The sequence below is a fragment of the Paenibacillus sp. L3-i20 genome (assembly GCF_022180385.2).
In the GTDB taxonomy this organism is placed as follows: Bacteria; Bacillota; Bacilli; order Paenibacillales; family Paenibacillaceae; genus Pristimantibacillus.
Genome location: NZ_BQME02000001.1, coordinates 2396612 through 2402750, shown reverse-complemented (window position 1 = coordinate 2402750; position 6139 = coordinate 2396612). Strand labels below are relative to the sequence as shown.

Here is a 6139-nt window from a genome sequence, read left to right as displayed (position 1 = left end):
GTTATCCCAGTCTTATAGGCAGGTTACCTACGTGTTACTCACCCGTCCGCCGCTAACTCTCAGAAGTGCAAGCACTTCATCAAGTCCGCTCGACTTGCATGTATTAGGCACGCCGCCAGCGTTCGTCCTGAGCCAGGATCAAACTCTCCAAATTGGTGTTTGACTTGCTCATTACTTATATTGCTTTTTCATTACATCCGTTAGGATGAATGAGACAGTTTCGCTCGTTGTTCAGTTTTCAAAGATCAATCTCTTGCTTGTTTCGTTCTTGTTTCCCGGTGTATTTCTTGGCCGGAACAATAATATACCATGGGCTTGTACACTTATGCAAGTCTTTTTTAAAATTTCTTTTTATAATTTATAAATACCCATTTTTTAGTTTAATTAATCACGAAAATGTCTTGATATATAGGAGATCGTCTATAAATTCCCACGTAATTAATCATTCTCTTCAATGTAATTCTCTAATCCTTGATCTGTAAATACATAAAACTAAGTCCATAAGCTATCATCAAGCAAGTCTATTTCGTAATATTCCCCTTAATTGAGAGTCGTTATACTCATTATTTCGACAATAACTAATAACATTAATGAATTGATCTATAATTCCTTCATTAACTACATATTGCTTATCAATAAGTCTTCGAGAGCGTAAAATATCTTCGTATTATGAGGTTAGCCAGCTTAATCTGGTTGACCTCATTTTCAATTACAATAGCTGTAGCCGGGGAGGACGATAAAATATCAGGGCAATAAGCCCGTTACACAAACTGTCCACCTGCTATTGTTCAAACCATGATTAAGCTGGTTGAGACCTAGATCTTGAATAACACGCGAAGCTATGGACGTGCAATGGTTAGTAGGACCGGCGATTTCATTTGTAGGAGGAGCTTATGAGACCTGTTATTGGCATCGATGTGTCTAAGGGAAAAAGCGAAGGATTCATCTTACTTGAAAGAAACAAACCTTACGGTAAACCCTTCTGTTTTCAGCATACTCATGAAGAAATGAATGTCTTGTTACTAAAATTACAAGAGGTTGAAACGTTGGTCGGTCTGAGACCCGTTGTTGTTCTCGAATCCACTGGGCATTACCATCTAGGAATTGTAGCTGTATTGCAAAAGAAGGGCTATGAGGTCATTACACTCAATCCACTTATCCCGCAACGTGCACGTAAATCCAAACTTAGGAAAGTGAAAACCGATGCCGAGGATGCTAAGCATCTAGCAGAGCTCTTCTACAAAGAGGAGCTCCAAGCAGCTCCATCAAGACCCCTTGAACAAGACGAGCTACGATTCTTATGTGGGCAGCACGAAATGATTAGCCATACCTATGTTCAAGCCCAGCTTAACTTCCAATCGATATTGGATCAACTATTTCCGCTGTACTCCACCATATTCGGTCAGCTCTTCTCTAAAACTGCACTTGAGGTATTGAGGAAATATCCTACACCGGAACACGTCCTCACCGCAAATCATGGGGAAATTGAGACGATCATTCGGACACACTGCAATCGGTCGATCTCCTGGGCATCGCTTAAAGCCGACGCGATCATTTGCGCTGCTAAGAACAGTCTCATCGTGGAATACAGCCTATCACAAGTTAGAGCACTGCTTCTTATGATTAGCTTGCTCATGGAGTATCAAAACCATCTTGCTGATCTTGAGCAAGCCATCAAAATCAAAGCGACAAGCATACAAGGTTTTGATTTGTTGCGCTCTATTCCTGGTATTGGAGATAAGCTTGCGTCATCCATTCTTGCAGAGATTGGGGACATCTCCTCGTTCCCTCATGCCAAAAAACTTGTTGCATTTGCAGGTATTGATCCTAGCGTATTCTCATCAGGTACGTTTACAGCCACTAAAAATCGTATAACAAAGCGAGGGTCTTCCCGTCTAAGAAGAGCGCTCTATTTGGCTGTGCTTTGCGGTATTCGAGGAGCAGTGAGAAACGAACGTATTCGGAATTTTTATGACAAGAAGAGGCTTGAAGGAAAGCCTCACCGGGTTGCACTTATTTCTTGCACCAATAAATTATTGCATATGATTTTCGCCATGCTTAAAAAATCGCTTTATTACCACTCTTCCTAATCCATTAAAAAGGATAATTTTATACAAAAGTCCAGTTTTCATTGGGGGTTACTTTCGTATTGTCTTTTTCTATATTTTAGAAAAAAATAGTTTGTGCGAACGTATTGACATGATATTAGCTGGTTTGTGTAAATAGATAAATGGCAAAATGGAAGACCTTTTCTTGTAGAATGAAGTCACCACAACACCATTCACAGAAAAGAGGTCTTCCCTTTGAATCATTTGTTGGAAACGGAATTAACAGCGTTTCTAGCCTATGAGAAATATGACCGTATTGGCGTGAATACTGGAAATTCACGTAACGGTGGATATACACGTAAACTACACACCGAATATGGGGGCCTAGAGCTCACTATTCCGCTAGATCGTAAGAGGGAGTTCAGGCAGCAGACCGTTGCTCCGTACAAGCGTACAAGCGTTCCAACGATACACTAGAGTCCTTCGTTATTCACCTGTTTCAAAAAGACGTAACCATGATGGAAATTGCTGATCTTATCGAGAAGATGTATGGTCATCACTACACACTACAAACAGTCTCCAATATGACTAAAGTGATGGTAGAACACGTAGATGCCTTCACTAAGCGGCCGTTAGCTAAGCGTTATGTGTGCGTCTACATCGACGCTACCTACATTTCAATAAGACGTGAAATGGTCTCTACAGAAGCTGTCTATCTAGCAGTTGGCATCCGTGAGGATTGATCAAAAGAAGTGTTAGCCTATACGATTGCGCCTACCGAATCCGCCTACATGTGGAATGTGTTATTACAAGACGTGAGCACACGTGGCACCGAAGAGATCCTTCTCTTTATTTCTGATGGGTTGGCAGGCATTGTATCCGCAATAGAGAACGTATATCCAAAAGCCAAGTACCAACCATGCTTCGTACATCTAGCACGTAATATTTGACCGTCCTGCTATCTGTGAAGACTTTAAGTCAGTGTATCGAGCAGACGATGAACAAGCAGGCCTGGCAGCACTTGATTGTTTTTGTGACAAATGAAAGTCTTCCTATCCTAAAGTCTTAAAATCCCTACGAGGAAACCAGCATCTGTTTACATTCTACAGCTTCCCTAAACCGATCTGGAGAAGTATTTATTCTACAAACTTAATTGAATCCTTCATCAAACAAATTAAAAAATACACCAAGCGCAAAGAACAGTTTCCACATGAAGAAGCATTGGAGAAGTTTCTAGTCTCACAGTTTAAAGCTTACAACCAACGCTTCGCTACCCGTTGCCACCTCGGCTTCGATCAAGCACGTGCAGAACTACAAGGAATGTTCATCACTAAGGACTAATTCATTTTTCTACAAGAGAAGGTTATTTTCATTTACACATAATTCTTGACGCTCCCTTTTCATCATTAGGAAGGCACATACATCGTCATTATCTTTTGATATAGTTTTAAATATAATTTAGCGTACTTAGTTTAGTGTATGATCCGTAATAGTGCCCGAATTGTGGAAGATCGATCTCAGTTTGTTATAGAAACTGACCATCTGGAAAATCAAGATTAATAGTAGTATGACGCAAGATCGATTCATAAGCCTCGGCTTTTTCTGAAAACAGACGCATCAGAACAACAACGTCTAAGGATTCGCTAGATAAAGCACCCTCATTTCGACTGCCAATGAGCACCACATCTGTTACGACAGGCCAAGCACCGGCACGATTATAGAAAGAATCTAAAGATGGACTACACGTGAATATGCCAAAATCTATGTCTCCTTGTCTTTCAATCCATTGAGTAGCGTCAGCGACTGTACGTAAACCTAAGCCTTGACCGTGATACTCGGGGTCAGTAGCGACACAGCTAAGTCCAGCAATATTGAATGTTTGTCCATCGTGCTTGATAGTCTTACGTACCACACCTGCATAGCTAACCAACTTTCCATCTATGTGCAAATAAAATGAACGTGCATTAAGTTCTTTTTCGTGAGCTTTTGGAATCGTTACCCCCGGCATTGGACAAGCATCCGGCCAAACCTGATGTAACATTACGGCAATCTCACTTTGTAATGTATCAGGTGCTTCATTATAATTAATTGATTGCACGATAGTTGTCATAGCTTTATTCCCTCCCCCTCTTAAAATGCAATATTCCGCATTGAGATCGTAAAATATCTTGCATAAATAGATATCATTTTAGATTAGATTTGGTCCAAGCTCTAGTCACAAAACAGGATGTTACAGATGTTTTCCCTCTAATGATACGCCACCTTGGTTTCGATCAAGCACGTGCAGAACTTCAAGAGATGTTCACCACTAAGGACTAATTCATTTTTCTACAAGAGAAGGTTATTTTCATTTACACATAATTCTTGACGCTCCTAAGTCTTCAAAAAAAGAGCAAACAAAGACCCGTTTATTTTTAATCTCAACATATCATACTCAATTTTATACCTTCTTTATTAAAACCAGCCATTATAGCAGCATTCAATCAATACATTAATTAGTCTAACTTATAAGCAAGTTGTTGCTTGAGAAGATTTAATTCATCAATAGTAAGATTTCTCCACTTTCCTCGTTCCAAACCATCGATTGTAATATTCATAATTCGAATTCTTTCAAGCTTAAGTACCCTGTAGCCTAGAGCCTTACACATCCTCCTAATCTGAAGGTTTAAGCCTTGTGTCAAAATAATCTTGAATACGTTGTCACTCACTCGAATTACTTCACAGCGCTTGGTCATCACTCCTAGAATATGAACACCGCTAGACATCTCTTCTATAAACGATTCAGTAATAGCCTTGTCCACTGTTACCACGTATTCTTTTTCATGACCATTCTCTGATCGCATCATTTTATTTACAATGTCACCATCGTTCGTTAACAAAATCAGACCTTCAGATGTTTTATCTAATCTGCCCACAGCAAAAATGCGAGTCGGATGATTAATGTAGCTAATAATATTACCAGTAACATCTTTTGACGCGGTACACGTAATCCCAAGTGGTTTATTGAGCACCAGATAGACCGACTCAGTTTTTCTTGCTATCGCTTGCCCATCTATAAGTACAACATCACCTTCAATAACAATAGAATTCTGTTCACAAATAAGACCGTTGATCGTTATCCTTTGTGCCTTGATTAAACGAATCGTTTCCCGTCTAGAACAATAGCCAGTTTCACTAATGAATTTATTTATTCTCATTCTAATCCTGCTTTCTTACTATCTATGTGAATATTATTTTGCATCTGCAAGCGAGTCCGCATATTTCGATCACGATCTAGGTTGTAAACACAACAACGGATCTAGCGTCCTCGTGATTCACTAATTGCCATTACTAATACTAACATCAATATTCGAAAAACATTACCCTCCGACTTAATATGAGTTGTTCAATAGATGAAGCAGCAAAATTAGTGATCAGCATAAATACTATTGAAAAATTAACCCTGTTGAAGGCGAAGAATTTGAAATAAGTTTAGCAGCAACATAATTTAAAAAAATCTTGCCGATTCAAATATAGTAAATTAATGAATAGAACCTTTTTTCAGCGGAATATAAAAACACATGGGGCCAATAAGCTTGTATCATTTTGTATCCAACAAATTTCTTTAAAATAATGAAATAAAATTTAATGGACCCTTTTTGCTTTCAATGCAAAAAAATGATTACTATTAGCTTTGCGAAAAAATTTGTAGGCATAAGTTTACAGCAAAAAAGGGAGGAATTATCTTCATTAGTGCTTAAGTAGCTTTGTATAAGGCACCCTTGTTAGATGAAACGCTGTTTCAGAAGCCGATCTTTATTGGATCAATCGCCTGTATGTGATTTTCAGAGAGGTTTTAATAAGGGGCTTTATAGCAAGGCTTATAATCCTAGCAAGACTATTTTCTATCAATATTGATTTAAATGCGTCGTTGAATTAGTGAGTGATCATTGAGTTTGTAATAAAAATTATGAAAATTATTTTGAAATACTAAACAACAAAAAAACCTTGCAGAACAAGGAATTTGGTTTGTAATATTTAAGTTCTCTTGAGCATTTTTGCGCCCTGAAAACTGGATACGAAAGAATAGCTTGAGTTACTTTAGCTGTTGT

General features: G+C 38.6%; 3 protein-coding genes and 1 pseudogene. 2 read left to right on the top strand and 2 right to left on the bottom strand.

Going from position 1 to position 6139, the window contains the following annotated elements; all coding sequences use genetic code 11:
• Positions 1 to 893: 893 nt before the first annotated feature.
• Together MFF31_RS11255 and MFF31_RS11250 are read left to right on the top strand one after the other, a co-directional pair.
• The gene (locus MFF31_RS11255; protein ID WP_238188078.1) at positions 894 to 2090 is read left to right on the top strand and encodes an IS110 family RNA-guided transposase; all 1197 of its coding nucleotides are present in this window, start codon (positions 894 to 896) and stop codon (positions 2088 to 2090) included.
• A 189-nt stretch (positions 2091 to 2279) separates the two neighbouring features.
• Positions 2280 to 3389, top strand: a pseudogene (locus MFF31_RS11250) (IS256 family transposase).
• A gap of 184 nt (positions 3390 to 3573) precedes the next feature.
• Here the strand turns inward: MFF31_RS11250 and MFF31_RS11245 are convergent.
• On the bottom strand, positions 3574 to 4158 hold the full coding sequence (locus tag MFF31_RS11245) for a GNAT family N-acetyltransferase (protein WP_238188077.1): 585 nt from the start codon (positions 4156 to 4158) through the stop codon (positions 3574 to 3576).
• A 385-nt stretch (positions 4159 to 4543) separates the two neighbouring features.
• Positions 4544 to 5245: a pseudouridine synthase gene (locus tag MFF31_RS11240; protein WP_238188076.1), complete on the bottom strand. Its 702-nt coding sequence runs from the start codon at positions 5243 to 5245 to the stop codon at positions 4544 to 4546.
• Positions 5246 to 6139 lie beyond the last annotated feature (894 nt).

Coding starts and splice junctions, on each gene's coding strand:
- MFF31_RS11245 (WP_238188077.1), bottom strand. CDS start 4,158: ATGACAACTATCGTGCAATCAATTAATTATAATGAAGCACCTGATACA.
- MFF31_RS11240 (WP_238188076.1), bottom strand. CDS start 5,245: ATGAGAATAAATAAATTCATTAGTGAAACTGGCTATTGTTCTAGACGG.
- MFF31_RS11255 (WP_238188078.1), top strand. CDS start 894: ATGAGACCTGTTATTGGCATCGATGTGTCTAAGGGAAAAAGCGAAGGA.